The sequence below is a fragment of the Streptomyces sp. NPDC101165 genome, assembly GCF_044768135.1.
Lineage (GTDB): Bacteria > Actinomycetota > Actinomycetes > Streptomycetales > Streptomycetaceae > Streptomyces.
Window position 1 is genome coordinate 15498 of the sequence record NZ_JBIWPG010000012.1, and the last position, 24166, is coordinate 39663.

At 68.1% G+C, this 24166-nt stretch carries 25 protein-coding genes and 3 pseudogenes; 13 read left to right on the forward strand and 15 right to left on the reverse strand.

The genetic code is table 11. The annotated features are described in order from the left end of the window. Nucleotide 1 precedes the first annotated feature (1 nt). Entirely contained in the window at nt 2-1270 is a 1269-nt protein-coding gene (locus tag ACIRVH_RS25675; RefSeq protein WP_403957213.1) for an MFS transporter, read from the forward strand. Next, a complete protein-coding gene (locus tag ACIRVH_RS25680) occupies nt 1267-2289 on the forward strand; it encodes a TolB family protein (protein ID WP_403957216.1) in 1023 nt (340 codons plus the stop codon). The genes ACIRVH_RS25675 and ACIRVH_RS25680 overlap by 4 nt, the downstream gene beginning before the upstream one ends. A gap of 155 nt (nt 2290-2444) precedes the next feature. On the opposite strand, the gene ACIRVH_RS25685 is transcribed toward ACIRVH_RS25680, so the two are convergent. Then, the gene (locus ACIRVH_RS25685) at nt 2445-3239 is read right to left on the reverse strand and encodes an SDR family NAD(P)-dependent oxidoreductase (protein WP_403957219.1); all 795 of its coding nucleotides are present in this window, start codon (nt 3237-3239) and stop codon (nt 2445-2447) included. 423 nt (nt 3240-3662) lie between these two features. Here ACIRVH_RS25685 and ACIRVH_RS25690 point away from each other — a divergent pair, with 423 nt between their 5' ends. Together ACIRVH_RS25690 and ACIRVH_RS25695 are read left to right on the forward strand one after the other, a co-directional pair. Beyond that, complete coding sequence (locus ACIRVH_RS25690) at nt 3663-3770, forward strand: hypothetical protein (RefSeq protein WP_403957221.1); 108 nt, start codon at nt 3663-3665, stop codon at nt 3768-3770. A 41-nt stretch (nt 3771-3811) separates the two neighbouring features. Further along, nucleotides 3812-4747, forward strand: a pseudogene (locus ACIRVH_RS25695) (IS5 family transposase). A 14-nt stretch (nt 4748-4761) separates the two neighbouring features. On the opposite strand, the gene ACIRVH_RS25700 reads toward ACIRVH_RS25695, so the two are convergent. After that, the gene (locus ACIRVH_RS25700; protein WP_403957224.1) at nt 4762-5055 is read right to left on the reverse strand and encodes a YciI family protein; all 294 of its coding nucleotides are present in this window, start codon (nt 5053-5055) and stop codon (nt 4762-4764) included. A gap of 68 nt (nt 5056-5123) precedes the next feature. After that, on the reverse strand, nt 5124-5615 hold the full coding sequence (locus ACIRVH_RS25705; protein ID WP_403957227.1) for an AbfB domain-containing protein: 492 nt from the start codon (nt 5613-5615) through the stop codon (nt 5124-5126). Between the two features lie 205 nt (nt 5616-5820). Here ACIRVH_RS25705 and ACIRVH_RS25710 point away from each other — a divergent pair, with 205 nt between their 5' ends. Next, complete coding sequence (locus ACIRVH_RS25710; protein WP_403957979.1) at nt 5821-6132, forward strand: DUF6192 family protein; 312 nt, start codon at nt 5821-5823, stop codon at nt 6130-6132. On the opposite strand, the gene ACIRVH_RS25715 is transcribed toward ACIRVH_RS25710, so the two are convergent. Together ACIRVH_RS25715 and ACIRVH_RS25720 are read right to left on the reverse strand one after the other, a co-directional pair. After that, nucleotides 6059-6562 carry a VOC family protein gene (locus ACIRVH_RS25715; protein ID WP_403957229.1) on the reverse strand — a complete coding sequence of 168 codons (504 nt, stop codon included), beginning with the start codon at nt 6560-6562 and terminating at the stop codon, nt 6059-6061. The genes ACIRVH_RS25710 and ACIRVH_RS25715 overlap by 74 nt on opposite strands. Nucleotides 6563-7059: 497 nt before the next feature. Then, nucleotides 7060-7698 (reverse strand): TetR/AcrR family transcriptional regulator, encoded by a 639-nt coding sequence (locus tag ACIRVH_RS25720; RefSeq protein ID WP_403957232.1) that lies wholly within the window; start codon nt 7696-7698, stop codon nt 7060-7062. A gap of 69 nt (nt 7699-7767) precedes the next feature. Here ACIRVH_RS25720 and ACIRVH_RS25725 point away from each other — a divergent pair, with 69 nt between their 5' ends. From ACIRVH_RS25725 to ACIRVH_RS25740, 4 genes are all read left to right on the forward strand, one after another. Continuing rightward, nucleotides 7768-9372, forward strand: coding sequence for an FAD-binding oxidoreductase (locus ACIRVH_RS25725; RefSeq protein ID WP_403957234.1), 1605 nt, complete (start codon nt 7768-7770; stop codon nt 9370-9372). Between the two features lie 206 nt (nt 9373-9578). Continuing rightward, nucleotides 9579-10109 (forward strand): hypothetical protein, encoded by a 531-nt coding sequence (locus tag ACIRVH_RS25730; protein WP_403957237.1) that lies wholly within the window; start codon nt 9579-9581, stop codon nt 10107-10109. 179 nt (nt 10110-10288) lie between these two features. Continuing rightward, nucleotides 10289-10666 carry a nuclear transport factor 2 family protein gene (locus tag ACIRVH_RS25735; protein WP_403957239.1) on the forward strand — a complete coding sequence of 126 codons (378 nt, stop codon included), beginning with the start codon at nt 10289-10291 and terminating at the stop codon, nt 10664-10666. Nucleotides 10667-11385: 719 nt separating this feature from the next. Next, a complete protein-coding gene (locus ACIRVH_RS25740) occupies nt 11386-13515 on the forward strand; it encodes a HelD family protein (protein ID WP_403957242.1) in 2130 nt (709 codons plus the stop codon). A 198-nt stretch (nt 13516-13713) separates the two neighbouring features. Here ACIRVH_RS25740 and ACIRVH_RS25745 read toward each other — a convergent pair whose 3' ends face one another. Then, a complete protein-coding gene (locus ACIRVH_RS25745) occupies nt 13714-14082 on the reverse strand; it encodes a nuclear transport factor 2 family protein (protein WP_403957245.1) in 369 nt (122 codons plus the stop codon). Nucleotides 14083-14421: 339 nt separating this feature from the next. Then, the gene (locus tag ACIRVH_RS25750; RefSeq protein WP_403957248.1) at nt 14422-14919 is read right to left on the reverse strand and encodes an N-acetyltransferase; all 498 of its coding nucleotides are present in this window, start codon (nt 14917-14919) and stop codon (nt 14422-14424) included. 267 nt (nt 14920-15186) lie between these two features. On the opposite strand from ACIRVH_RS25750, the gene ACIRVH_RS25755 reads away from it, so the two are divergent. Further along, on the forward strand, nt 15187-15804 hold the full coding sequence (locus ACIRVH_RS25755; protein ID WP_403957250.1) for an SUKH-4 family immunity protein: 618 nt from the start codon (nt 15187-15189) through the stop codon (nt 15802-15804). Between the two features lie 251 nt (nt 15805-16055). Here the strand turns inward: ACIRVH_RS25755 and ACIRVH_RS25760 are convergent, their stop codons facing one another. Both ACIRVH_RS25760 and ACIRVH_RS25765 read right to left on the reverse strand, forming a co-directional pair. Next, nucleotides 16056-16583, reverse strand: coding sequence for a GNAT family N-acetyltransferase (locus ACIRVH_RS25760; RefSeq protein WP_403957252.1), 528 nt, complete (start codon nt 16581-16583; stop codon nt 16056-16058). Nucleotides 16584-16809: 226 nt separating this feature from the next. Further along, nucleotides 16810-17031: pseudogene (locus tag ACIRVH_RS25765) on the reverse strand (transposase); the annotation flags it as partial. A 218-nt stretch (nt 17032-17249) separates the two neighbouring features. On the opposite strand from ACIRVH_RS25765, the gene ACIRVH_RS25770 reads away from it, so the two are divergent. Beyond that, complete coding sequence (locus ACIRVH_RS25770) at nt 17250-17696, forward strand: hypothetical protein (protein ID WP_403957255.1); 447 nt, start codon at nt 17250-17252, stop codon at nt 17694-17696. A 162-nt stretch (nt 17697-17858) separates the two neighbouring features. Continuing rightward, a pseudogene (locus ACIRVH_RS25775) lies at nt 17859-18083 on the forward strand (transposase family protein); the annotation flags it as partial. 194 nt (nt 18084-18277) lie between these two features. On the opposite strand, the gene ACIRVH_RS25780 reads toward ACIRVH_RS25775, so the two are convergent. Then, nucleotides 18278-18922: a dihydrofolate reductase family protein gene (locus ACIRVH_RS25780; protein ID WP_403957981.1), complete on the reverse strand. Its 645-nt coding sequence runs from the start codon at nt 18920-18922 to the stop codon at nt 18278-18280. Nucleotides 18923-19246: 324 nt separating this feature from the next. Between ACIRVH_RS25780 and ACIRVH_RS25785 the strand changes: the two genes are divergently transcribed. Continuing rightward, nucleotides 19247-19804: a hypothetical protein gene (locus tag ACIRVH_RS25785; protein WP_403957257.1), complete on the forward strand. Its 558-nt coding sequence runs from the start codon at nt 19247-19249 to the stop codon at nt 19802-19804. Between the two features lie 238 nt (nt 19805-20042). Here ACIRVH_RS25785 and ACIRVH_RS25790 read toward each other — a convergent pair whose 3' ends face one another. The 5 genes from ACIRVH_RS25790 to ACIRVH_RS25810 all read right to left on the reverse strand — a co-directional run bounded on the left by ACIRVH_RS25790 (nt 20043) and on the right by ACIRVH_RS25810 (nt 24061). Then, nucleotides 20043-20396 (reverse strand): VOC family protein, encoded by a 354-nt coding sequence (locus ACIRVH_RS25790; RefSeq protein WP_403957260.1) that lies wholly within the window; start codon nt 20394-20396, stop codon nt 20043-20045. Nucleotides 20397-21523: 1127 nt separating this feature from the next. After that, complete coding sequence (locus ACIRVH_RS25795; protein WP_403957263.1) at nt 21524-21841, reverse strand: hypothetical protein; 318 nt, start codon at nt 21839-21841, stop codon at nt 21524-21526. Nucleotides 21842-22255: 414 nt separating this feature from the next. Further along, nucleotides 22256-22777, reverse strand: a complete 522-nt coding sequence (locus tag ACIRVH_RS25800; RefSeq protein WP_403957265.1) for a hypothetical protein — start codon at nt 22775-22777, stop codon at nt 22256-22258. 211 nt (nt 22778-22988) lie between these two features. Beyond that, nucleotides 22989-23399: a hypothetical protein gene (locus ACIRVH_RS25805; protein ID WP_403957268.1), complete on the reverse strand. Its 411-nt coding sequence runs from the start codon at nt 23397-23399 to the stop codon at nt 22989-22991. A 128-nt stretch (nt 23400-23527) separates the two neighbouring features. After that, nucleotides 23528-24061 carry a CbrC family protein gene (locus ACIRVH_RS25810; protein WP_403957271.1) on the reverse strand — a complete coding sequence of 178 codons (534 nt, stop codon included), beginning with the start codon at nt 24059-24061 and terminating at the stop codon, nt 23528-23530. Nucleotides 24062-24166 lie beyond the last annotated feature (105 nt).

Consider the following 24166-nt stretch of genomic DNA (forward strand, 5'->3'; position numbering starts at 1 on the left):
CGTGTATCTCGCGGACTCCCGCAGCACCAAGCCCGCCGTCGCCTCGGACACCCGTCCGGGGCGGCGGCCGGCCGCCGTGCCCGGCACCGTGCTGGCCCTGGGTGCGGTCAGCCTGATCACGGACGTCTCCTCGGAGATGGTCACCGCGGTCCTGCCGCTCTACGTGGTCGTGGGCCTCGGCCTGTCGCCGCTCGGGTTCGGGCTGCTGGACGGCATCAACAACGGTGTCGGGGCCCTGGTCCGGCTGGCCGGCGGGCACCTCGCCGACCGGGGAGGCCGTCGGCACAAGGTGGTGGCGGGCCTCGGCTACGGCCTGTCGGCTGTGTGCAAGCCGCTGCTGCTGATGGCCCACACGCTCCCCGTGATCAGCGCCGTACTCGCAACCGACCGCACCGGCAAAGGGCTGCGCACCGCCCCCCGGGACGCGATGATCTCGCTGGCCACCGAACCCGAGCACCGGGGACGGGCGTTCGGGGTGCACCGTGCCATGGACACCACCGGTGCGCTGCTCGGCCCGCTCGTCGCGTTCGCCGTGCTGCGGGCCACCGTCGACGGCTACGATGCGGTCTTCGCGGTCAGTGGCTGCGTCGCCGCATTGGGGGTCCTGGTGCTGGTGCTCTTCGTGCCCCGTCGCATCGCCCCCGCCCATGTCGTACAACTGCCCGAATCGGCGCGGCCGGTGCTGCGCGATGCGCTCGGACTGCTGCGCCGCCCAGAGCTGCGCCGGCTCACCGTGTGCGCGACCCTCCTCGGCCTGACCACCGTCAGCGACTCCTTCCTCTATCTGCTGCTCCAGCGCGAAGGGGACCTGCCCGCCCATCTGTTCCCGCTGCTGCCGCTGGGCACCGCCGCCGTCTTCCTGCTCCTCGCCGTCCCGCTCGGCTCACTCGCCGACCGCATCAGCCGCCGCCGGCTCTTCCTGGGCGGCCACGGCATCCTGCTGCTCGGCTACGGCCTGGTGCTCTCCCCTTGGCACGGCGTACCGGCCGTGGTCGCCGTCCTCGTGCTGCACGGCACCTTCTACGCCGCCACCGACGGAGTCCTCGCGGCCGCCACTGCCGACGCCGTGCCGGCACAGCACCAAGGTGCCGGGCAGGCGCTGGTCGGCACCGGCCAGGCGCTGGCCCGATTCACCTGCTCCCTCGCCTTCGGCGCGGTCTGGAGCCTGTGGGGCGGGCAAACCGCACTCGCCGGCACCGCCGCCGCACTGGCCGTCAGCGCCCTCGTGGCCTCGTTCGTCCTTCGTCCCGCCGATGAGGTGTCCACATGACCAGAAGCACCCGACTGGTGATCCTGCTGGCCGCCGTCCTGGTGCTCGGGAGCATCGGCACCGGGGCGGTGCTCTACGCCGCCCACCGGTCGGGCATGCGTGACCAGCAGCAGGCGAACGGTCCGACCGTGCGGCCCGGAACCGTCTCGCTCCGGCCGGCGGCCGGACGTCGGCTGCTGGTTCGCAACCTGGCCTGGGGTCCGCACCGCGACGAGATCTCCACCGTGCCCGCCGACGATCCCCAGGGCCCGCGCACCGCATCGGGCGTCAAGTGTCTGCGTTTCCACGCGGCTGCCGGTACCGGCATCTGCCTGCAGGCCGTGCACGGCGCACTGCAGGACACCTACCGGGCGGTCGTACTCGACTCGCACCTGCACGAGCTGCACCACTTCCCGGCAGCGGGCATCCCCACCCGGGCCAGGGTCTCACCCTCCGGCCGCCTGGTGGCCTGGACGGTCTTCGTCAGCGGCGACTCCTATGCCGGCACCAACTTCTCCACCCGCACCGCCATCGTCGACACCCGGACCTGGGCGATGGACGACAACCTGGAGACCTTCCGCATCACCAAGGACGGCCGTCCCTACCGCTCCGCCGACACCAACGTCTGGGGTGTCACCTTCGCCGACGACACCCGCTTCTACGCAACACTGGCGACCGGCGGCCGGACCTATCTGGTCCGCGGCGATGTCGCCGCACGCACCCTCACCACCCTGCACCGTAACGTCGAATGCCCCTCCCTCTCCCCCGACGGCACCCGGATCGCCTACAAGAAACGCGTCAAGGGTGCCTCTCCCGACGCGCCCTGGCGGCTGTACGTCCTCGACCTGCACACGATGAAGGAGACCGCGACCGCCGAACAGCGCAACATCGACGACCAGGCTCTGTGGGCCGACAACTCCACCCTCGTCTACGCCCTTCCCGGCGACTACGGCTCAGACCTGTGGACCGTCCCCGCCGACGGCACCGGCACGGCCCGCCGACTGATGACTTCCGCTGTCGCTCCCGCCTACCTGGGATGACAGCCCGCCGGCCCCTTGAGCAGGCCGTCCTCTGGCCGCCGAGCTGCCCGGGAGGCGTGGGCCCGGTTCGCCAGCCACCTGCTCCGGCCGGGTCCCGGTTCCTCAAGGAGATGGGCGACGCCGACCGCGACCAGTGGACGTAGTGGCGCGAGCGATCACACCGTCTTGACTTGGCCACCGTCGATGGTGAACTCGGCGCCGGTGATGTTGCCGGCAAGTGGCGAGGCGAGGAAGAGAGCCAGATCGGCGACTTCGTGAGGTTCGGTGACCCGTCCGGTGGAGATGCCCATGCTCTGCGGCACGAGTACATCGATGGCTTCCTGTGCGGTGGTGCCGGCCTGAGCCGCCGTCGCGTCGGCGAAGCCGCCCGGAGCGGTCCAGAAGGGCGTGCGGACCGGCCCTGGGGCGATCGCGTTGACCCGGATGCCCCGCGGTGCGAACTCCTCGGACAGTGACTTGGTCAGGCTGGTCAGCCCGGCTTTGGCCGCGGAGTAGTCCACGACCATGGGGAATGGCAGGCGCGCGTTGATGGAGCTGATGTTGATGATGGACCCCTCGCCCGCGTCCAGCAGGTGAGGAAGGGCCGCGCGACTGGCTCGGACCGCGCTGAACAGGGTCACATTGAAGATCCGTTGCCACTCGGCGTCGTCGATGTCCAGGAAGCTCGGACGGGACGTCGCGGTACCCAGATTGTTGACCAGGATGTCGACCCGGCCGTACTGGTCCGCCGCGAGCCTGACGAGGGTGTCTGGTCCGTCTGCGGTGGACAGGTCGACCGGAACTGCGGTGACGCCGTAGTTCTCATGGAGTGCTGTGAGCTCAGGAGTGACGCTCCGGCTGCCGGCGACGACGTGCGCGCCTTCACGGGCGAACGCATCGGCGATGGCGAGGCCGATGCCCTTGCTCGCCCCGGTGACGACAGCGACCTTGTCTTTGAGCTGGAGGTCCATGAGGGTCCTTTTCTGTGTTGATCACCGCATATGTCGAGAGTACGCGGAACCGACGCCACCGGCTCAGGCGAGCGCCCTCGCTCGGTCGCGCAGCGACCCCTCACCCGCCAACCGCACGGCCCGGCCCGGCCCACACAGCGGTCATCGTCCACAGTTGGCCACTCTCCTTGACCCGGTCGGCGAAGCCGGCCTGCGCTCGGGGTCGCAGCCGGCCACCGATGACCTGGGGCAGCTGATCTGCCGCTGATTGCACAGGTCGATCGCGTGAAGTTCTCCTCGGGTGATGGGGCGCTGGAGATCGAGCCGATGCGTCCGGTGGGCCGTCGATGCGGCGCGACAGGGAGGACCTGTTCACCGTCACGGAGCCGTTGCAGCGGCCGGTGGGGCGAGCGTCCTGTCGCGGTGGACGAGTAGGTGCGGGCCGTGGCCGGCCTGACCCGCGACAACGAGGTCGCTGCCCCAGTCGCCGCCGACCAGCTGAAACGGCCGACGGTCACCGAGCACGTCGCCCCCCCGCCCAGAACCTGCTAGGGCGTGCCCCTTCGATCAGTTAGCTCGTTGCTCTGGCCATGATGAGTCGGGGGGATCTGACGGACGGTGAGTGGGCTGTGCTGGAGCCTCTGCTGCCGGTCAGCACCAACCGGTGGGGCCGGTGGCGGGATCACCGGCAGGTGATCAACGGGATCATTCACCGGCTGAGCACGGGCGTACAGTGGTGCGAGCTGCCCGAACGCTTCGGCCCGTGGAAGACCGTCCACAAACGGCACGCGCTGTGGTGGGCTGACGGAACCTGGGAGACGCTCCTGCGGCACGTCCAGGCCGCCGCCGACGCCGAGGGCGACATCGACTGGAACATCAACGTCGATTCCACGGTCGCCCGTGCTCATCAGCACGCAGCGGGCGCGCGCAAGGATCCACCGCCGTTGCTGCCGGACTCTTCAAAAGGGCTCCGCGAAGATCGGTTCAGCATCTGGCGGCGGTGGTGCGCCTGCGCGACCTGCTGGAGGAGGCGGTGCGGCAGGCGAAGCACTAGGCCGTTCCCGCGGCGGGCTGACCTGCAAAATCCGCATTGCCGCGGAGGGCCGCTGCCGCCCACTGGCTTTGCTCGTCACGCCAGGCCAGCTGGCGGACTGCACCCAGTTCGAGCCTGTCATGGACAAGATCCGCGTTCCCCGCCGGGGACCCGGCCGTCCTCGTCGCACGCCGGACAGCGTGAGTGCCGACAAGGCATACAGCAACCGTAAGGTCCGCGGCTACCTCCGCAATCGGGGCATCCGGCATGTGGTCCCGGAGAAGAAGGACCACAAGGCGCACGCTTGCGCCGGGGTTCACGCGGGGGACGGCCCCCGGGCCTCGACAAGGCCCGGTACAAGGAGCGCAACACGGTGGAGCGGGCCATCGGGAAGTTGAAGCAGTTCAGAGCCGTCGCCACCCGTTACGACAAGCGCGGATACGTCTACCTCGGCAGCGTGACCGTAGCCGCACTCCTCATCTGGCTCCGCTCGTAGCCCGGAGGATTTGCTCACTCCTGGGTCTTGAGGTCTTCCAAACCGGCCGCGACCAGCAGCGGGGTGAACTCCACAACGCTGTGCGTGGCGACGCCGTTGAGGACGTACGGATCGGTGGCGAGAAGGCGGTCAAGCTCTTCGGCGGGCATCCGGGGGACGAGGTAGACACCACCGACCAGAGGCACCTGGCGCCCGGCAACCAGAAGCAATTTCCGGGATATGAGCTGGTTCAGCCAGTCGCCGTGGGCCGGCCTCCAAGAGTCCACTTCATCCAGCGGTGCCGTGTAGGTCACTGTGACAACGAACATGCCCGGACCGTAGCGGAACACCAAGGACTGCAGCGATCACATTTCATGATCCGGAAGACAGGCTCCGGCTAATGCGGTCCCGGCGGTTCCGGGGAAAGGCCGGGGATCACCGTGAACGTTGCGTCCTTCCGGGCCAGGTCGCTGTCGACCTCTTCGACGAAGAGGTGGAAGTCCCTGTGCCGCAGGAACCGGTTGGGGAAGTTGAAGGACCGGAACGACACCGCCTTCGGGTTCGCGAGTCCCGGGACCATGGCGAACGTGGCATCCTTCCGCATCTGCTGCAGGTCCGGGGACTCGGGCGGAGGTGCCGACCCGGGGGGAACGAGCGGGGAGTTCGGGCCTTCGTGGAGTTTGACGCGGAAGTCCTGGTGCCGCAGGAAGTGGAGGGGGAAATTGACAGACCGGAAGGACACGAGGCTGTGGTCCGCCAGGCCGTTCACCATGTCGAAGGTGGCGTCGTCGCGGTCCAGGTCGCTCGCGACGGCTGACAGCTCGCCCAAGAAGTTCGCGTGCCGGACGAAGTGATCGTCGATGTTGAAGGACTTGAGCGAGGAACCCATGGTGTGCACTCCCTTGCGGCCGTCGGAGGCAATCGCCTGTCAGGAAAACGCCCCGAAAGAAGCGTCTCTCCGTCCGGGCGACCCCACCAAGCCGGATCGTCCCTTTCCTGCGAATGGCGGCGGTGAGGGTGCCTCTCTACGGGTGCGGGCGTAGTATCCGGCCGCCCGGGCCGGAGTCGGCTCCCGGACTCTGAATTTCAACAATCTGGGCGACGAGACGTGCGACCGGATCCGCGAACGCATCACAGCCGTCCGTACGATCCAGCACACCATCCAGTACCCCGACCTGGCCGCCTCCTGCCACACCTTCGTGGCAGCCTTGAGCCGGATGGACCCTCATCTGCGCGGACAGGAAGCTTACCGACGGCGAGCGCGAGACCGTCCGCCGTCAGACCGGCCGGATCCGCGCGGCGCGGGCGATGCCGAGGGCGCACCGCCGCCCGTCACCGCTCGGTCGCGGTCGCAGTCCGGTCCGGAAAGAAGTCGGCGCCCTGCACGTCGTTCATCGCCTTGGTGAACTCCGGGTCACCGAGGCGGCGTTCCATCTCCCGCGGGCTGACGTCCTCCACGCGTGTCTGGATCCAGTACAGGTTGCCCAGCGGATCGCGCACGCGGCCGACCCGGTCGCCGAAGAACAGGTGGGTGACCTCGGTGACCGAGGTACCGCCGGCCTCGATGGCCTGCCGGTGCACGGCGTCGGCATCCTCCACGTAGAGGCGCAGAAAGCCAGGGGTCGGCGGCCACTCCGGGCGCGCGTCGAACAGCATCACCACCGAGTCGCCGATCCGCACCTCCGCATGCTCGATACTGCCGTCCTCACCGGCCAGGCATGCGAGTTCCTCGGCACCAAAGGCCCTCTTCATGAAGTCGATGAGCCGCACTGTGTCGCGAGAGATGATCCACGGCGTCACGGTGTGATAGCCCGCGGGAACCGGCTTTACCGACATGAGAACTACCTCCATGCGAGCGGATGCCTCAACAGTGAAGAATCTAGGAAGCATTGAGGCCAGATCTTGTCCTACTTGAGCCGTGCAGCACCCTCTTGAACCAGCCCACAAGAACACCGCCGTCGAACCACGGACGCAGCCGGAGGCGGACGCCGCAACCGCAACGGCGCATCTGCAGCCGCCCCCTGCCCCGGTCCACCCTCGTCAACCAACCGCACTGCCTCACCTCCCGCTGAAGCAACGGATCCCGGCCGACACCCCCGTCAGGCACCAGCCGGGATCCGTTGGTACGACTTCCACCCGGGAAAGTGAGCCGGAAGCGGTGCTGCGCATCGCCCATCCCGGCGGCCGGTAAGCGTGCCGAGGAGGGTGGGGTTGTTCTGGCGGTGCCCGGCTTGGTTCACGACAAGCGTCAGTACCTGAGCGGGACTTCGGACGGCTCCTTGCGGGTGGATGTTCACGGGTTGGACAGCGGGGGGTGCGGGTGTCAGTCCGGCTCAGGTGTTTTCGTCGCCGGCGGCGAGGATGGTGCGGCCGGCCGCGAAGAGCCGTGCGCAGCGTTGCGTCATGGCTTCGGGTGACTGGTCGGGGTGGTTGACCCACCAGCGGACCAGGGCGGTACACAGGCCGCGCCAGGCGTATTTGAGGGCGTCGGCGTCGAGCGGGTCGCTGGATCCGGCCGCTTGCAGGAGGTCGGCGGTGCCGGTCGCGGCGAGGTCGTCGATGGCGCTGCGGTAGTGCGCCGCGCGTCGGGCGGCGTCACTGTCGGGCGGCAGCGTGGCGTCGTAGAGGACGAACCACGCCTCGCGCTGCCCGTCCAGCGCGGTGAACAAGGAGTGCAGCACGCGCAGGGAGGTGGGCGGCGCGTCGGAGGCGTGTTCGGCCATCGCGGCGCGGATGGCGTCCAGGAGTCGGTCGCCCACCGGGTCCAGGCAGGCGAGGTAGAGGTCCTGCTTGCTGCCGAAGTAGTGATGCAACAGCGGCTTGGTGACGCCCACGCGGGCGGCGACGGCGGCCACGGTGGTGGCGTCGTAGCCGTGGCGGCCGAACTCCTCGGTGGCCGCTGCCAGGACCTGTCGTTCGCGCGCGGCCCTGGGCACGCCCTTGGTGCCGGCCCTGGAAGGGAGCGTTGTCATGGGACCTGATATTACCCTAGGGTAATTTTCCGTTGGGTAAATTACCTGGACCCCGCTGGGAGCACACTCATGCCCGCCACCCCGTCCCGCCCCGGCACCTCCCGCACCCGCTCCTGGTGGGGCTGGGGCTATGCCGACGCCCACCCCGACGACGCCGAATGCATTGCCATGGGCGCCCTGCTGCCGGGCACCCTCGCCCGCCCGCTGCCGATACCCCAGGTCACCGACCTCCCCATCGCCCGACCCGCCGCGACACCCCCGCCCGCACTGGCGCACCTGGTCACCGCCGATCCCCAGGCGCGCGCCGCCCATGCCATGGGCAAGGCCTACCGCGACGTCATCCGCGCGCTGCGCGGCCGCCCCGGCAGGATCCCCGACCTGGTCGCCCGACCGACCGGTGATCAGGAGGTCGCCGACCTGCTCGACTGGGCCGGCGAGCACGGCGTGGCCGTCATCCCCTTCGGCGGCGGCTCCTCGGTCGTCGGCGGCGTGGAGTACCGCGGCGACGCCCACCGCGCCGTCCTCTCACTCGACCTCACCTCCATGGACCGCGTCCTGGAGATCGACACCACCAGCCGCTCAGCCCGCATCCAGGCCGGCGCACTCGGCCCCGTGCTCGAAGAGCAGCTACGGCCCCACGGCCTCACCCTGCGCCACTTCCCGCAGAGCTTCGAGTTCTCCACCCTCGGCGGCTGGCTCGCCACCCGCGCCGGCGGCCACTACGCAACCGGCCACACCCACATCGACGACTTCGTCCAGTCCCTGCACGTGGTCACACCCGCCGGCGCCGGCACGTCCTGGCGCTTGCCCGCATCCGGCGCAGGCCCCTCCCCCGACCGCCTCTTCCTCGGGTCCGAGGGCGCCCTCGGTGTCATCACCGAGGCCTGGATGCGCCTACAGGAACGCCCGCGGCACAAAGCCTCGACGTCCGTGGCCTTCACCGACTTCCGCCAGGCACTCGACGCGGTGCGTGCCATCGCCCAGTCCGACCTCGCCCCCGCCAACTGCCGCCTCCTCGACCCCGGTGAAGCACTGCTCTCCGGCGCCTCCCACGACGGCTCCTCCGTCCTGATCCTCGGCTTCGAATCCGCCACCACCCGCGTCGACGGCCGCCTCAGCGACGCCCTCGACCTGGCCCGCGCTCACGGCGGCCGCGCCGGGACACCGACCACGGACCGGGACGCCCCAGCCGACACGGCCGTGATCGCCTGGCGCTCCGCGTTCCTGCGCATGCCCTACCTACGCGACGGTCTGGCCCGCATGGGCGCCGTCATCGAAACCTTCGAAACCGCAGCCACCTGGGACAAGATCCCCACCCTCATCGACGCCGTCCGCACCCAGGTCAGCGCCGCCGCCCTCAAAGCCACCGGACACCCCGCCACCATCAACTGCCGCCTCACCCACGTCTACCCCGACGGCGCCGCCCCCTACTTCACCGTCGCCGTCGCCGGCCGACCCGGCAACGAACTCGAAATCTGGGACGACATCAAAGCCGCCGCAAACGACGTCCTCAACCGCCACCACGCAACCATCACCCACCACCACGCCACCGGCCGCGACCACCGCCCCGCCTACGACCGCCAACGCCCAGAGCCCTTCGCTCTCGCGCTGCGCGCCGCCAAGGGCGCCCTGGACCCCCATCGCATCCTCAACCCAGGCGTCCTCGTCGACTGACAACACTCCCACCCTCGGTGCCGCCCACGGCCCGCGCCCGGCCCGGCCCGGCCCGAAGACCAAACCCCGCGACGCCGCCGCATCCCCGCGCACAGTCGCCGCGAGAGAAACCAGCCCCCGAACTCTGATGGGAATCCTTGAAAGGACGGCAAGTGGAGACGGCTCCCTGTAGGAGGCGTCGGCCCTCCTGATGGTGGGATGTGCTGGTGTTCTACGAAGAGCTCAGCGCCTACAAATACTCCGATGACGGAGACACGTTCACCGACTGCACCACTGGCGTGCGCTTTGTCAGCTTCCAGCCCGCCTACGAGCGGCTCAACGTGGGCTGGCTGGAAGCCGGTCGGCCCTGGAAGCAAGGGCCGGCCCCCGACGGCTTTACCGGCGAGCTGCTGGGAATCTTGGCAGCTCAGGAAGTGAACGGGACGCTGGGCCTGCACGACTGCGACTTCTGTCCCGGACTAGACGCCTCCGGCCTGTGGTTCACTCCCCGGCCAGGGGACCGCTGCGCCGGCGCGGGCACCAGCGAGATCCGCGTCCCTGGCCCGCCCGGCATCGCCTTCGCCGCTCCGCAGCTGGTCGGACACTACGTGGTTGACCACGGCTACCTGCCACCTCGCACATTCGTCGACGCCGTGTTCGCCTTCGATCTGGAGAAGGCGTCCTCCACCTTGTACCCCTGGATCACGTTCCCCTGGATTCCTGATGGTGCCGACTTGTACGACGCCAGGGTCGAGTGACGCCGACTGCAGGGCGGATGCCATGGCCGTCACGGAACTGCGGCCGGAGCCTTGAAAGCGGCCAGGTGTGACGTCACCCCAGTTCGTTGCACCCATATGGGGAAGGTGGGGAGCGAAGAGTGGATCCTGGCTTGGGCGTTCGATGAGTGCTTGTCAGTGGGGGCTGTCAGGATGCGGCCATGGATCCTTCGAAAGTCGTTCGTGCACTGTGGGAGCGCATGCAGGCCCGGGACTGGGCCGGGTTGCGTGAGTTGCTGGCCGAGGACCTGGTGGTGGAGTGGCCGGTCAGCGGCGAACGGATCGTAGGGCCGACGCACTACGTCCGCGTCAACGCCGAGTATCCGGAGGGGTGGTCAATCCGGGTGCTGCGGGTCGTCGCCGAGGGCGACCAGGTGGTCTCCGAGGTGGAGGTTCCGCACGAAACGATGGGCGTGCATCGGGTGGCGTCGTTCTGGACAGTGCGGGATGGAAAGGTCATAGCTGGCCGGGAGTATTGGAGTGAGTTGGGCTCCGATCCGTCGCCGGAGTGGCGGGCTGGCCTGGTGCAGCCGTTGTGAGAGAACTGGCCGACGCCTGGGGCCCGCCGACCGTCAGGTTGGCGGGCCCCTGAATCCATGGCGGTCACTCGAAGGATGCGCAAGCGGCCGCGGTTCTAGGCGACGCTCCGCTGGGCGGCCTCGCTCAGGTTGTGCCGGAGATGGCACAGGTCGGCGACCTGGACCGCCTGCGGGGCTCCTGCCGCGGTGCCCTCGGCGGCGAACGGCGCGCGGTCCCGGCAGACGACCTCGACCCCGGGTTGCTGTGCGAGTCAGGTGAACGGAAGCCAGGCGAGCAACGGCCCGGCCTGCCAGGGCGAGACCAACCGCGGCGATGGACGGAAACAACAGCTCCATCAGCCAGAGCACGGAAGCTGGTGGACTCCTCCACCGCCCGAACCGTCGGAGGTGAACTTCACCCCGCTACGTGAGCAGGACCTGACCGTGGCCGGCTTCGGTCCGGCCATTGAATTCGGCGGGGAACTATTCGCTGCGGGCAGTGCAAGGGCGGGCTCTCTCGTGCCGGTGGGCAGGGCAGCAGGCAGCGAGGTAGGGGTTTCCTCCCGCCCCAGGCAGCGGGGCGGCGCAAGCAAGCGGAATTCGAAACCGGAACCGCAGGCGGGCGTGGTGCCGCATCAGAGGACACATTCCACCTGGTTTGGTCAAGATTTACTTTTCCGGAATCCGTCTGCATAGTGGCGCCTCGAAATAGTGCCGGGCTGGACACGGAGGGCCTTTTCTTGTCGCAGATCAACGACGGTGCCGCACGCGAGGTGGAGCTTGAGCGAGTTCAGGTGTCCGTCATAGGCGAGCTGTTGGACGAGCGACTGGCCGGTGCGCGGGCGCAGCTGGCGCGCGTACTCGCCTCGCCGCCCGGTGGTGCGGGCGAGACGTACGAGCGGGAGGTGACGGCCGGAAGGCTGGCGGGGGAGGTTCGTCGGCTGGAGGGGGCCGAGGACGGGTTGGTCTTCGGCCGGATCGACCTGGCGGACGGGACTGTCCTGCGGATCGGGCGGCTGGGTCTGCAAAGGGACTTGGACGAGCTGCCGCTGCTGGTGGATTGGCGAGCCGAGGCCGCGCGGCCTTTCTATGAGGCGACACCAGTTCATGCCATGGGGCTACGGCGGCGCCGCCATCTGCGCCTGGCGGAACGCACGGTGGTGGGGGTGAGCGATGAGCTGCTTGACGGCTCCGCACCCACCGGACAGGACGTGGTCGGCGACGGCCCGTTGACGGCGGCGCTCCAGGAAAGGCGCACCGGGCGGATGGGTACGGCGGTTGCCACGCTCCAGGCCGAGCAGGACGCGATCGTCCGGTCGCCCAACCGCGGGGTAACGGTGGTGCAGGGTGGTCCGGGCACCGGAAAGACAGTTGTGGCGCTGCACCGCGCCGCGTATGTGCTGTACGCGTTTCCGAAGGCGTCAGAGCGCGGCGTGCTCGTGCTGGGGCCGAACGCGCGGTTCCTCGACTACATCTGCCAGGTCCTGCCCTCGCTCGGGGAGAGCAACGTCGTCTTGGCGACGTGCGAGGAACTGGCCGGCGTCGTGCCGGGCACTGCTGACCCCTTCGACGTGGCACGCCTGAAGGGGAGTGCCGCACTGGCAGACGGGCTGGCCGCCGTGGTCCGCTCGCGGCAGGCCCCGGGCGGCGACTTCGACGTCCGGGTCGGGCAGGAGTGGATTCGCCTGCAGGACAGGGAGGTCGCACAAGCGCGGGAGTCCGCACAGACCAGTGGTCTCGCGCACAACCGGGCGCGTCAGCTGTTCAAGGAGCTGCTGGTCGACGCGCTCATCCGTGAACTCGTCCGCAGTGGCGCCGAGGCGCTTGAACGTATCGACGCTGAAGTCGCGCAACTGACCGGCCTCGACCTGGACCGGGCTGCGGCAGCCGACCTGCGCCGCCTCGGTGTTGACGACACGCCCGCCACAGGTGCCGACGAGTTCGACGCCGACGCCGTGCGCGCGGACCTACTGGACGATTCCGTGCTCGATCAGGCCGTAGAGGACCTGTGGCCGCGGCTCACGCCCGGCGACGTGGTCCACGCCCTGCTGACGGATGCTGACGCGCTGGGGGCGTACCTGCGGCAGTTCACCGACGACCAGCGGGCCCTGCTGTGGCGAACGCCCGGTGCGCCCTGGACGGACGCTGATGTGCCGCTTCTCGACGAGGCGGCGAGCCTGGTTGACGGCCCGGCTGAGCAGGCCTTCGGGCACGTCGTCGTCGACGAGGCACAAGAACTCACCGTCATGCAGTGGCGGATGATCGTGCGTCGTTGCCCAGGCAGGTCGATGACGCTGGTCGGAGATTTCGCCCAGGCAGGCCCGGCGACCGTGGCCCGGGACTGGAAGGAGGCACTCGGCCCGGACCTCGGACGGCGCTTCGACCTGCGAACCCTGACCGTCAGCTACCGCACCACGCAGGAGATCCTCGCCGCCACAGAGGACTTGCTCGCTCGGATCGCCCCAGGCCGGCCAGCGATCCGGTCGATCCGGCGTGGCGAGGCGCCTCGAACCCTCGCCGCGGCACCGGACTCGCTCGTCACCGCCCTGGTGCGGGAGCTGCGCGAGCAGGGCACCGCGTATCCGGGCGAGTTGATCGGGGTGATCTGCGCCGATGGCAGGACGGAGCAGCTCACGGCTGCGGGGATCGAGCAGCATGCCCGACTGGTCCCGGCCTCTCAGGCGCGCGGCTTGGAGTTCGACGCCGCCTTCGTCGTCGACCCTGACGAGATCACGGCTGCCCGCCCTGGGGGCGAGCGCGACCTGTACGTCGCCCTGACCCGGGCCACCAAGCGATTGTGCACGATCACTGTCCCACCCGACAGCGCAGATCACGAGATGAGGAATGCTCGGGCGGCCAGGGCCGGGTAGCAGTCACTCGGTGTGCACGGACCACAGGAGTTGAGCCAGAGCCGCTCCCCGTGGCCAGAACCGGCGAAGGGCACCTCACCGTCCCCAGGATTCAGGTGGGGCAGGCACCCCGGGAGCTTCCAGGGTGCCTGCCCCACCTGGGGATGCATCCTGAGGATCCACTTGCGGATCCTCAGGGACCGTCCCCGGGCGAAAGTCTCATGCCTGAGGGATCCGGTCGAGGAAGCCGAGGACGGAGGTGATCCGGCCGTCCTCGTCCAGGGTGACCACGTCGGAACCGGCGACCGGCGCCGAGCCGTCGGCGGTGGACACCAGCTCCCAGCCGAAGCGGGCGATGTGATGGTTGCCGTCCACATCACCGGCCAGCCTGAACTCAAACCCGGGGAACTGCTCGTGCGCGCCCCGGATGACCGCGGCGATCTCCTCGTGGCCGCGCACGTCGGCCAGCGGGTCGGTGTAGGTGCCGTCCTCGGACCACGCCACGGAAACCGCCTTGGCGAGCGCGCCGGCATCGGCGGCGTTCCACGCCTCGAAGTAACGGGTGACAGCAGCAACGTAGATCGACATGACAGGACTCCCGTTCCAGTGAAGTGGCATGCCACTCAAATCAGTTGGACCGGGTCTCGGGCCGGAGTGCGCCGGCCCGAAACCCGATGACCCCACCATGCCGCGCCCCACCCGGGCCACGCGATTACCACCCAGGTAATGGCCCTCTGCCCCACCAACACCCCACCCACCCCGGACTCGTAAGGAGGACGGCATCACGCCCGTCGCCCCATTTCCGCGGCCCCGGCGGCGTGCTGGTGAGCGCTGACGATGGCGATGGTGGAGCCCAAGGCCAAGAGCACATCCACACAACGATTAGGCGATCTTCAACGGCACAATCCAGGCACCGCCGCGAACGTGTCACGAGACGCGCGGCAGCGCGAGCCAGTCCTGCCAGGAAATGTCGCGGCCCAGGTAACGGGGCTGCTGAAAAGTCCAGTCGGCAGCGATCCACTGCGGCACCAGCGCGTCGAGCGCGCGCTCCACCTCACCGCCGACGAGGTCGTCCACCACCCACCAGGAGACCTCTCCGTCGGAGCCGGCGCGCTCGGGCGGATCGATGTAGACGCAGCCGAGAATCGCCGTCTCCTCCTCGTCCAGCAGCGCGTAGTTGAACGACTGGTGCGCGGCTATCTCCTTCTCGTGCCGCAGCAAGTCGACGCGATCCTCTTCATACGTCATCGTCTCCTTGGGCCAAGCCCAGGCCGGGCCGAAGATCTCCCACAAGCGCTCACGGGAGCCCATCACGGCGGGGTAGTCGAGCGCGGTGTCCGCCTCCCGGATCGGCCGCAGGTGAAGCGCGGTGTTGGGCACGGGAACGTACACGGGGTGGACGAAGTCGTCAGGCAGCCAACTCATAAGGGCCGAGGCTATACGCCGTTTCTGATGACGGCACACCACACAGGACCGACTGGTTCGTTCAGGGGGTGCCGCTGCTCGCCGGTCGGAGATGTGGAACTCTTCGCCCGCGGACAACAAGCTCGTTCCGTAAGAGGACGGGTGAGCGGGCGGGGCAGAATCGGAGCCGCCGAAAGCGCCTCGATCCGCAACGCTGTTGTTGTTACCGCTTCCATCCGCTGAGAGTCCCACGGCGCCCGCGCCGCCGTGGAGTTCGGAGTTCCAGCAGTGCTCTTCGACATCACCCGCAGCGAACTCGCCGACATCTTCGGCGAGAACCGGATCGCGACCGTGCCCGCCACCGCCTTCCCGCCCTCCACCGCGGACAGCAAGGGCGCCTGCCTCCTGCAGACCGTCGGCGTCCCCACCGGGACGCTCCATTTGCGTGAGCCCGACGAGGACTCCGGTCGGCTGCCTCTCGTCCAGGACGTCGTCGACGCCGAGGACTTCGAGGACGCCTCGCAGTACGCGGGCGAATGGCCCGTCATCGGCTGGCTGCTCAACGCCCACCTCGCCCTCGCCCCCGGCACGGGCAAGGTGCACGCCTTCGACGCCGACGAGGAGACCGTGCAGGAACTCCACACGGACGTCTCCTCCCTCGTCCAGGTCACCCTCCGGTTCCAGCGTCTGCTCGATGAGTTCAACTTCAGCGGCGACGCCGGTGACGAGGAAGCCGACTTCGAGCGCCTGGAGCGCGAGGTCGAGCGTATCCGTCAGGAGACGAGCAGCATTGACCCGCTCCCTTTCCAGGACGACGAGACCGTCTGGTCGGTGGTCGGCGAGGAGATCGCCGCGGGCCAGCGCTTCAAGGGCCACAGCCCGGGAGCCCGCTCGCTCTACGGGTGATCGCCGGCCGATGTCGCCCACGCACCGCACGGTCTGCGCGATGCGCGGGCCGCCTTCCTGCGGACCGATCTCCTCCCCGACCTGCCCGACCAGCTCCGCACTCTTCCTGGCCTCGGCCTAGTAGGCGCGTCATGCACGAGACGCTGCTGCATTGATCAGACGCCGGTGCAGATCAGGCCTGCTGCGATGCAGACGAAGGCGAGGAAGTGCTCAGCCTTTCACTCGTATCGGCGGTTGAGCCAAACGATCAGTCAGTCGCCCAGGATCCGCTCCCACAGCAGCGCGTCCCGCCAGCTCCCGTCGAGAAAGATCGAGGAGTGCGCGACGCCGTACGGGCTGAACCCGTTGCGCCGCAGCACGCGCTGCGACGGCAGATTCTCGAGATTGGTGGACGCCTCGGCGCGGTGCAGCCCGAGTTCGTCTGTCATCACCCGGAGTACGAGGTCGACGGCGCGCCAGGCGTGCCCTTGATTCTGGGCAAGGCTGGCGATCCAGTATCCGACGGATCCGCGGCGCAGGTGCGGCTGCGGCAGGATGCCTCCGACGGTGACCTGCCCGATCACCTCGTCGTCGGCGAGCACCACACCCGGCCAGACCGTGCCGGCCCGGTATCCAGCCAACAGGCTGTCGATCCGATCCGCCTGGCCCTCCGGGGTGAAGAAGTCGGCCGGCTGGGCCGGTTCCCACTGCCGGAAAGCCTCGAAGTCCCGCACCCTATGCGCGGCGATCGGGGCGGCATCGGTGGGCTCTATCAGGCGGATCCTGGTGCTGTTGTGCATGGACTGATCCTCGTCGCGGTGCGTCGGATGAGACCGGCCAGCCTATGCGAGCCCCAAGAGCCGAACTTCTGACCAACCGTTTCATTCTGAAACGATCAGTAAGCCTCTCTGTATATCGCAGCAGTCTTCCTCTGGACCGAAATCTAATAGACAGGCCCTAAAGGTCTTCTCGTAGCTCCGTAACTGTGCTGCTTCGGTACGGGTGTTGCTGTGCTCCGGGATCAGATCAGCCGGCGAGGGCGAGGTTGTGCATGTGGGCGACGCTGCTGGTGACCCAGTGGACGCCGTCGCCCTTGAGGCGGCAGTCGCGGAGGATCCTCCAGTTCTTCATGCGGGCAACGACGTGCTCGACGCGTGCCCGCACGCGGCGGTGGGATGCGTTGTGTTCCTCCTTCCACCGCGCCAGCCGTTCCTGTCCAGCCTTACGACGGTCCGGGGTCAGCAGTCCGCGGTCCGCCGGTGGTGGGGAGCCTCACGCCGTGGGCGCCCTTACGCCGGAAGTGGGATGTCACCCGTATACCCATTCGCATATGTGGCCGAATGATCCACACCGCACTACGGTTGGCGCTATCTGCCCCTTTTGTCCGCCGATCCCGCCTGTGGTGGTGAGACGCGTGACCTGCGGCAACCCGCCGGCGGCAGACTGAGAGAAAGGAAGCCGCGTACATGCCTCCCATCCCGGTACAGCCTGGCATCTACAAGATCCACGCCCACCTCATCGGACCTGGCCTGCTGGTGACGGCCACGGAGCACGCCGTCAAATACGGTGCGCCCACCATCGTCGATCGCCCGTCCCCCGTCCCGTTCGAGCAGGAGTGGGCCGTCGAGCCCGTCGAGCCCATCCCCGGCGCGCCGTACGTGATCCGCCTCGCCGCTGCGGAGCAGACGGGCCTGGTCATCGGTGACGACAGGCTGTACGTGAACAACGTTCCGCGCGAGGAATGGGCGAAGTTCACGTTCGAGGCGGTCATCGGTGGGGTCAAGATCGTGTCGGAGAAGGGCCTCACCTGGGTTGCGCAGCACCGCGGGGCGCAGATCGAACTCGTGCCGCCGAATCAGGAGTTCAACAGTACCTGGACGCTGGAATTCGTCCGTCCCCTCGAAGGGGAGTAGCCCGCGGTCAGGGTGGGGCGGCCTGGGCCGGACGGTCCGGTCGCCCCACCACCACGGGGCCGCGCCCCGACATACCCCGAGTCCTTGTTGTGACCGTGGTCGTCGCCATGCGTTGGTCCGTTCGTGCAGGTGATCTCTACTCAGCGTCGTGAGTTCATCGAAGTGTTCACCGGGCTTCGACCAGGACAGTTTCAGCGGTTGGTCAAGGCCGTCCACCACGCTGGGGGCAAGGCCCTGGATCCCGGACGGCCAGGCCGCCCGTGGTCGCTGCCCCTGGAAGACCGGGTGCTGCTGATGGTGATCTGCTGCCGCACCAACCTGTCCATGCCACAGCTCGCCCCGCTGTTCGGGATCTCCACGGCAGCGGTCGGCAGGATCATCAAACGGCACGACCCGCTGCTGACCCTCGCGCCCGCCAAACGCAGTCCGGGCCGTAACGACGTGCTCATCGTGGACGGAACGCTCGTGCCCACGCGAGACCGGTCGGTCGCCGCCTCCTCGAAGAACCACCGCTACTCGGCAAACATGCAGGTGCTCATCAAGGCCGACACGAAGCTCGTCCTCCCTAGTCGGCCCTCCCGTCACCTTCGCCAGAACAGGTGGTGCGTCACGCCGCTCGAGCTGGGCACGACCTCCAGGTGGAACCGGTCGAGCAGCTCATCAGGTGATTCCCAGAGTCGTAGTCCGGACCCGAGGGTCACCGGTGAGACCGCCACATGCATGGTGTCGACGAGGTCGGCTTCAAGGTACTGCCGGATGGTGGAAACCCCGCCGCCGAGTCGAACATCCTTGCCCTGTGCCGCCTCCCGCGCCCGTTCGAGGACCGTGGCCGGGTCACCGTCGACGAAGTGGAACGTGGTGTCGGAGAGCGTGAACGAAGGACGCTTGTGGTGAGTCATGACGAACACCGGCGTGCGGAACGGGGGCTCGTCGCCCCACCAGCCGCGCCACTCATGGTCCTGCCAGGGCCCGCGCTGGGGCCCGAACTTGTTGCGGCCCATGATCTCGGCGCCGATGTTGCGTGCGAAGTCTCGCGTGAAGTAGTCGTCGAGACCCCGGCTTCCCCCGGCATCGGTGCGCATGGGCCAGCTCGCCGTGGCGCCGGCCCAGGCGAACAACCTCTCGGGATGGTCGAGGCCGAACGGCCGCTCAAGAGTCTGGTGCTCACCGGCACCGATTCCGTCACTCGAGACGTTGAAGTTCATGACTCTCAGCAATGGATCCACGTCTTTCCTCGTCAGGTCCTGTCGCGTCATCGTGTGGCGAGGCGCCCCACACCATGACGTCGAACGGGACGTGGCCAGATCGACAGCGACCCGTAATCTTTTTTCCCAGGCATGCCGGGAAGCGGCCCCGTCGGCGGCGTGGCCGTGACGTGCCGTGACAGACGCGGACGGCATCGAGGTGGCCGGGATGGCTGTCGCGCGACTGTTCACGTGCGTCGCGATGGACGTCACCGTCCATTCTCACAGACTGCGCTGCGCAGGGTGCTGTCGCCGGGACCGATAACCGGTGTTGGTGCCGACTGGCCTGGTGTGAAACTTCGGGCCATGACCTCACCAAAACTCAGCGATCTGGATTACCTGCGGGAGATCGAGCGCCTCGCCTACCGCGTCAAGCTGGCAGCATCGAGCGAAGGATGGCTTTCGTACCAGGAAGACCCGGAAGGCGCGACAGAGCTCCAGCGCAGCGTGAATGCACTTGCTCGGGTTCTGTGTCACTACCACTTCGATGGCGACGGCTGCATCGAGGAGGACCGGCCTCTGGTGCGACTCGTGGGAGCCTCAGTGCTGAAGCCTGGGTCCATGCCGGCCGGCGTGGAGGAAGGGTACGAGGAGGCATGTGCGCGAATCGGCGTCGAGCCCAGGCCTGAGGGCTGGGCTCTGTGGAACACCTGGAGTGACGGGGAGCTGCAGGTGACCATGGTGGTGTCCGCGGTCGAGACGACCGAGGGACTGTTTGAGAACTGGTCCCGTGGAAGGGCCCTCGATCCTGTGTCACCCCTGCCGTCACAGATCGCTCTCATATGCCGGGGCTGGATAGGTCCGATGACGTTCTCGCCTCGTGGCGTCAGCCGGACGGGTCTTGGCGGTCGGCCACTGTCCTAGCTTTTGACGATCAGTGTCGGGGCCATATGAGGATCGCGGCGAGGTGTGGTGCGGCCTGGTAGGCGATGGCAAGCTTGTCTCCTGCCGACGTCCAGGGCTTCTTCGTCCTGCGGGTGACTGCCGGCGGTGCGCACATGAATCCGTGGACATCGAGCTGGTCCATGACACCCAAGAGGTGCTCAACAGTCGGCCACGCCGCATCGGCCCGTACGAGCTGACCCACCGTCTGAAGACGCGGTCAGGCGGGCTGCCACAGCTCGATCCGATTGCCCTCAGGATCGGTGACCCAGCCGAATCGACCGACACCGTCCATGTCCTGCGTTCCTTCGGCCACGTCCGCTCCCTTGGCGCGCAGTTGCGCGAGCATCGCGTCCAGGTCGCGGACCCGGAAGTTGAGCATGGTCTGCTGGGCGCGGGTCCCGAAGTAGTCGGTCTCGGAGTCGAACGTCGCGAACACCGTCGGCCCGGCTTCCTGACGCCACAGGCCGTTGTCATCGGCGTCCAGGCCCAGGCAATCGCGATACCACCGGCTCAGGGCCGCCGGGTCGACGGCCCGCAGGAAGTAACCACCGATTCCAAGCACACGTTCCATGCCGCTATCTTGCCAGGACCGCGATCGGGCGGGCCGGCACCACACCATCCCCCGCTTCACCACCCGTCTGTGGCTGGGCGCTCTGGTTGGCCCGTCCGGCCAAGGCGGTGCTCGGGGTGTCGCTCGTCGGGTCAGATGGCCGAGTGTCTCAACAACGGCCGGACGCCGTGGTTGTCCGGAGCAAGGGGCAGCCGCGTAATGCCCTGGCCTGAATGCTCAGTCGGGCTCCGGCAGCACGAGCCAGATCCCGGAGAGGGAGAGGCCATGCTCGCGACTCACCACCCCGCAGGGGCAGCGCAAGGTGGCCCGAAGCCAATCGCAGGTCACGGTCCACGGGCTGTCCTGGCCTCCGCACTCGGGGCACTCGATGGTTTCGGCTGTCCATACGCCCGTCGCGGGTCTGGTGTGGCGACGGAATCTGCCCACGTATCGGGCCTGCCAGGGCTCGACCAGCGGTGTGAGCGGGACAGCGCCGGGCACGCGCGTAGCGGCAAGGGCAGTGAACAGTGTGGTCAGGTCGAGGAGCAGGGCTTCACCCGCTTCGGTCGGAGGCGCCGCGCCTTCCGTTGTCCCCGGCACGGTTACATACCTCGGAGCCGCGGCCGCGAGGGGTGGGTTCGGAGCAGCGTGCCAGGGCAGTAGGGCGCGGGCGACGGCTGCCAGGAGCGCGGTGGCAGGTGGGCTGACGGCACCGGCGTCGAGGTGGTGGACGGTAGTCCGCAGTATGCGTTGAAGCCGCCTGTCCCGGTCTGTCGCCCGGGTTTGCGCCGCTGTACCGCGCCGGGCCGGGAGCGGGGCGGTGAGGCGGGCAAGGACAGCCACCATCGCCTCGGCGTCCGCCGAGGACAGGCGCCACTCGCCTGCGGTGAGGAGCTGCCGGGCTCGCCCCGCCTCCAGGGTGAGAGCGTGTGTCAACAAAGGGAGGGGGCTCGATGCTGCCGGCGGCCGACCGCGCATACCTGCCATGCATACCGCTCCTCACACATCGAGCACGAAGGCATACGCGACGTTGGACGGATCAGTCTGGTCCGCCCGACGATTGCTGCAGATCGCGACCGTTCAGATTCCCCTCTGGGACTGGACTGTCAACGCCCCGGTGCCTCCTCCGGTGCGATGCGCTTGCTGACTCAGCTGGACTCAATGGTGGGGCTCATGCCGTTGTCCGTGCCGTAGAAGCGGCCCTGGTCGCACAGGGCGTCGATCTCGGCGTTGTCTTCCTCGCTCAGTTGCGCATCCAGTGCGACGCTGATGACGCGTCGGGCGCTCGCCAGTCGCCGAGCGACATCCCAGTCGACGATGAATTTGCCGACGGTGTACTCGTCGGCGGTTCCGGATGCCTGGCGGGATCCGAGTCGATCGAGGGAGACCACGAACTCGTTCAAGTCCTGGAGGACTGCGACGACCTCATTGAGGGGCATGCGGATCTCTCGGGAGGACATGTCCATCGGCCGCTTCAACTCCAGAGTTCGTGCTCGGGCCCAGATCCTGATCTTGCTGGTCGAGGCTGGTCCGGGAACGGGTGCCGCCATCGGTGATCATGGGTGGTTGAAGACGGAGGATCCGGCAGTGGCCGCAGGTCACAGCATAGGTCCTGCCCTCTGGCAGGCCGCGGCCCGCCGCAAGGAGGCCGGGATCCCCCGACGCCGTCGGCTTCGCCACGAAACCCGCGCGCCGCCCAAGTGACGGGAGCGGCGGGCCAACCGCCGACCGCGCGGGAGCCGAGGCGGTCGTACCACCGGGATTCGACCGTGCCCGGCACGCCCGCAGAAACGAAGTCGAGCGGTGCATCAATGCACCCGAAGGGTCCAGAGCCGTGGCGACGGCTCAGACGCCCTTCCGCGGCAACTCGGACGATTCGCTCAGTCGTCGGCGGCGACGAGGACCGTGATCTGCCCAGCGGAACGGTCGATGAGCACGAATTCGTGGAAGCAGTTGTGCACGCCGCCCCAGTCATGGAAGGCATCGTCCCCCAGCTCGCTCAGGTAGTAGATGTGATCGGCTGCGGACAAGCGGTCGAAAACCTCCTGCCGCAGATCCGCCTCCAGCTCGGCGGGCACGCCTGCGAACTCGTTCGCCCACTCCCAGAGGATGTGCGCGCTCTTCTCCCGGCTGACGGGTTCGTAGACGTCGGGAGTCACCAGCCTCAGCCAATACGGGCCGTGCCTGGTTCCCTCCGGCAGCACCCCACCGCCGGCATAGTCGTCCCGGAACTGTTCATGCCCGATCAGTGCCGCAAGCAGTTCCCTGTCGCCGACGGACTCCGCAGGGAACCGGAGACGCTTGATATCGACCCACCTGAAGCAATGCGACCCCGGATCCTGGAACTTGTAGTCCCGAAAATTGATGAAGGCGCTGCCCTCGTGAGTGAGTGTGTTCTCCATAGCGCCACAGATTAAGGAGCCGAACAAGGCGCACCAAGCGGACCCATCGGACGGGCCCTAGTACGGTCACGGGCCAACTACAGCGCTCAGTCACACTGTCTGAATCACGGGGAAGTCGTTACACGACCTGGGCAGCCACCTCGACCAGGTTGGGCATCGTCTGCGCTGGGCCCTGCGGGCGGACGGCCGTCGCGTCAGGCGCTGCCGGATATCAGTCGCCGGGTCGGAACCGGAGCGCCGACCAAGTGTCGTCGATGGCAATCTGCCGGACGGGCCGCACACCCCGCTCGGAAAGCGCGGCGGCCAGGGTGTCGCGGTTCAGATCTGTTCCGAGCTTTCCGCCCTTCGGGTAGGCCACCCAGGCAAGGGCATCGCGCTGCGCGGCAGCAAGCGCCGCCTGTACATGCGCCCCGAGGAGATCACCGGAGTTGGTCACGAAGGCGAGCACCGCATCGGCCGAGGCCGCGTCACCCGCGGCCTCGATCTCCAGGTGGACGTCGTTGGGCTTGCCCAGTACCACAACACTCTGACCGGGCTTGATCTGCAGCTTGGTAATGACGGACACCCCCTGATACTGCCACCCGAACTGCGGCGTCGTGCGCTGGCGAGACTTGCAGGTCATCCCAATTGGTGTGAGACGGCCTGCTGCGGTGGGGGTCGTTGAGCGACTGGTGCCGAATGCGCTGTGGCCTTCACCAGCATCGCCTGCACCATCAACTGCTACTGCGGACTCGCCACATCAGACGATCTTCAGGATGCGTCGACGTAGGCGAGGTGGGCGCCGCAGACGGTGCAGCGGAAAAGCATGGCGGTCGCGCCCTCGCCCAGGTGGGTCAGGAAGTTCTCCAGCCGGTTTTCGTCGTGCCAGCCGTCGAAGCGCATGTCGGCCCGCAGTTGGTCGAGGGCGTCGGGATGCGCTGCCAACTCGGAGTACCCGACTTCACCCACAAAGGCGGCCGCGTCCTGGCAGTGGACGAGCCAGTGCGGATCCTGCCAGGCGTGGAAGCCAGGAGTGCGGCGGGTGACCTCATGCAAGACATCCTCGCTGACACCGCCAAGCCCGTAGGAGTCGGCGAATTCACCCGCGAAGCGTTCAGCCGCGCTCCCGTCTGCGATACACCATGGGCAGAAACGTCCGTTGACCTCGTGGGAGGTGTAGAAGGTCGCCGTGTAGATCCATCCCGTGCTGCGCTTGCAGCAGGCGCACGTCTCGGCAACCGCGCGGATGGACCCACTTGCGAGAGGATCTGGGTGATAGCGGAAGAAGGGCAGGCCGGCACTCATCGCCGCTTCCTGATCTGCGCTTCTGTGGCCATGCCTGCTGATTCCATGGATGCCAGTCTGGCCGCGCGGAGGTCCATGATCAAGCGGCGGCGTCGGACGCCTGCT